At 43.4% G+C, this 3,401-nt stretch carries 3 protein-coding genes; all 3 read left to right on the top strand.

Annotated elements, in window-relative coordinates:
• Positions 1–84: 84 nt before the first annotated feature.
• Positions 85–921: a carbohydrate ABC transporter permease gene (locus AC1DSE_RS32960; RefSeq protein WP_076265830.1), complete on the top strand. Its 837-nt coding sequence runs from the start codon at positions 85–87 to the stop codon at positions 919–921.
• A gap of 35 nt (positions 922–956) precedes the next feature.
• Positions 957–1,988 carry a glycoside hydrolase family 88/105 protein gene (locus AC1DSE_RS32955; RefSeq protein ID WP_477511862.1) on the top strand — a complete coding sequence of 344 codons (1,032 nt, stop codon included), beginning with the start codon at positions 957–959 and terminating at the stop codon, positions 1,986–1,988.
• Between the two features lie 76 nt (positions 1,989–2,064).
• On the top strand, positions 2,065–3,401 hold a 1,337-nt coding region (locus tag AC1DSE_RS32950), incomplete at its 3' end, for a serine/threonine protein kinase (RefSeq protein WP_477528892.1).

Genomic DNA, 3,401 nt, shown 5'->3' with positions numbered 1-3,401 from the left:
TATTATTATCGCTATCCTAACAGGGATTTTGTTCTATACCTCTAAAAAATGGGTTCATTACGAGTCGAAAGGTGGCCATTAAACATGACATTCAAAAAGCTGAAGTGGCCGATCTACCACATATTTGTCGCAGCGCTCGCGTTAGTCATGGTTTACCCGGTGTTATGGCTGTTAATGAGTTCATTTAAGCAAAGCAATCTCATCTTCGCAACGGCTGATTCACTTATACCACAGCCTTGGATTTGGGAAAATTATAAAATAGGCTGGGTAGGCATAGCAGGTCAGTCATTCGGCAATTTTATTATGAATTCTCTAGAAATCGTTGTTATTTCTACCATCGGAGCTGTATTATCATCTGCATTTATTGCTTTTGGATTTGCAAGACTTAATTTTGTGGGGAAAACGTTTTGGTTTGGAATCATGATGGTTACGCTCATGCTTCCCCATGATGTTGTACTCGTTCCGCAATATATTTTGTTTGCGAAGCTCCATTGGTTAAACTCAATTAAACCTATTGTTATCCCGCAATATTTCGGCATTCCGTTTTTTATCTTTTTACTCATTCAGTTCATCCGGACCATTCCGAATGAGCTTGACGAAGCAGCAACGATCGATGGCTGCGGGAAGTTCCGCTTGTTTTTCCGAATTATTTTGCCGCTCGTCGTTCCAGCTCTGGCTACCGCTTCAATTTTCTCGTTTTACTGGCGCTGGGAAGACTTGCTCGGACCGGTTTTATACTTGAATCGTCCAAGTTTGTATCCTGTGTCGATGGGTCTGAAAATGTTTCTGGACAGCGATACCGTCTCCAACTGGGGCGCAATGTTCGCGATGTCTATCGTCAGCCTCATTCCGGTGCTCGCCATTTTCTTCGCATTCCAGAAGTATATTGTTGAAGGTATCAGCACCAGCGGTTTGAAATAGACATTCAAAATGAAATAGGGGAGAGGAAGATGGAAATGCCACAGCTTCAATTTGACGAAAATCATATTAAGGACGTTATAGATCGTGTTGTAGATCGCACATTCAGAATGGATTTTAGCTGGGATTGGCCAGGCGGCGTTGCTTTCTATGGGGTCGCGGAAGCGTACGAGGCAACAGGTAATGAACGTTATATTCAGCTTTTGCAGGAATGGATTGATGAGAAGCTGGAAGACGGCTTGCCGAAGCTATCAGTCAACGGAGTATCCATAGGTCATGCTTTAATTTCATTGTACAAAGCAACTGACGAGCAAAAATATTTAGATGTCGCCATTCAAATGGCCGAATACTTAAAAAATGATGCGGTTCGATTCGCAGATGGCATTTTCCAGCATACGGTCAATTCAGAAACGTATAATTTTCCTGAGCAAGCGTGGGTGGATACGATGATGATGGCGGGTTATTTCCTCGTGCGTATGGGACATTTGCTCGGACGAAACGACTATTTGGAAGATGGCCTGAAGCAGTATCACGGTCATGAGCATTTTTTACAAGATCCCGTTTCGAACCTTTACTATCATGGCTGGGATAATATCGCACAAAATCATATGTCCTCGATCTTCTGGGCACGCGGAAACTCTTGGGCTGCTCTAACAATGGCAAAGGCATTGCCGCATATCGCCGTTCAGCATCCTTCATTTATGATAATTGAAGGCTCGATGCGAGACCAGCTTAGTACATTAGTGCGTATGCAATCCGAAAATGGGCTATGGCACACGGTTTTAAACGATGATAGCTCCTATCATGAAACGTCGGGTTCAGCAGGAATTGCGACTGGATTATTCGCTTTTGGTTCCTTATACAACAAATACATTCAGCGTTCGATCGAAGGTATTTTGAGCCAAATTACAGAGGACGGCGCAGTGCTGAATGTGTCAGCAGGCACAGCAGTTATGAATGATTTGCAGGGCTATCGTGAAGTGGCTCACAAACGTGTACAAGGCTGGGGACAAGGACTTGTGCTTGCGTTTTTGGCGGAGCTGTTGAATTCCAAGAAACGTGTATTTTAATGAAAAGCTGCTTGTTTCAAGTTTAATAACTATGTTAAAGTAGCATTAATAGATAGGTAATCAGGAAGGCATCCTGATGCGGTTTGTAACTTACAAACGGCGTCGGGATGCCTTTTTTTTGTTCGTATTTTATGCTGGAGGGATCGATATGGAAGGTACGGGAATGATATTTTCGCCTTATGCAATGGGATCTGTGGTGGGGGATCGATACCGAATTGTCGGCATTCTTGGGCGAGGCGGCATGGGAGTCGTGTACGCCGCTGATGATTTGAAGCTCGCAAATAAACGAAGAGCTATGAAAGTAATTGCACCGCTGCCAGGCGGTCGGAAATATGCAGAAGAAGCACAAATGATGATGAGGCTGGAGCATCCGCAGCTTCCATTAATGGTCGACTACTTCCCTCCACATGAGCTGCAATTCGAAGCTATGGTTATGGAATATATTGAAGGCTGCACGATTGCAGATTTATTTCGTTCAAACGGAGCACTGCTAACCTTTACAAACATAATCGATATCGGATTACAGTTATGCTCTGCAATTCGTTACTTGCATGAACATACGCCTCCAATTATTCATCGTGATTTGAAGCCCTCAAACGTAATGATTGACAAAAAAGGTAATGTGAAACTAATTGATTTTGGTATTTCACGCCAATATATTAACGGCAAGGACAAAGATACCGTTCAGCTTGGAACGTACGGCTTCGCAGCGCCGGAGCAAGCAGGAGCAAGGCAAAGCGATGAGCGTACAGACATTTATGGACTCGGTGCGCTGCTGTATTTTATGGCTAGTGAGGGAAGTATTTATCATCAGAAAGCGAACTGGACAGCGGAGTCTGCTTTATTTACATCTTTGCAGCCAGACGTTCCGAAAGCCTTTAAGCTTGTGCTAAAACGTTTGCTTCAACCCAATCCTCAATATCGATATGCAACTATTGCTGAAGCGGAGAAAGCGCTAGAGGTTTTTGTAGAGCCTGATAGCGACAATAAGGTGTTCTGGAATCAACTAAAAAGCAAACCCCGTACACAATTAAATCAGAAGCTGATCGGCTTATTATCTTTATCCTCAGGTGCAGGATCTACCTTTTTGACGCATGCGCTTGCAGTCCTGCTTGGGAGGCAAGGCGCTTCTATAGCAGCAGTCGAATACGACGATACTAGGCCTGAATGGCATGCATGGTTATCAGGGCATAAAAGCATCAGTAATTATGAACATTCTGATCAGCAAACACAGGATAAACGCTATATCCACTATAAACATAATGATTTAGCAGTAAATTGGTTTTCATTTCATTCTGAAGTAAGCTCCGCCGATGCTAAATATGATGCTATGGCTTTTGCACAAATGCTTCGAACTTCATCAACTATGTACCAGCTATTCGATTTCTCTGGCAGATGGAACGAGTCTAATGC

This window comes from Paenibacillus sp. 01L418, assembly GCF_056400045.1.
This window is presented reverse-complemented; position numbering and strand designations above follow the sequence as displayed.

Bases quoted from the DNA above. Each gene is read 5' to 3' on its own strand.
- AC1DSE_RS32960 (WP_076265830.1), top strand. From the start codon at position 85: ATGACATTCAAAAAGCTGAAGTGGCCGATCTACCACATATTTGTCGCA.
- AC1DSE_RS32955 (WP_477511862.1), top strand. From the start codon at position 957: ATGCCACAGCTTCAATTTGACGAAAATCATATTAAGGACGTTATAGAT.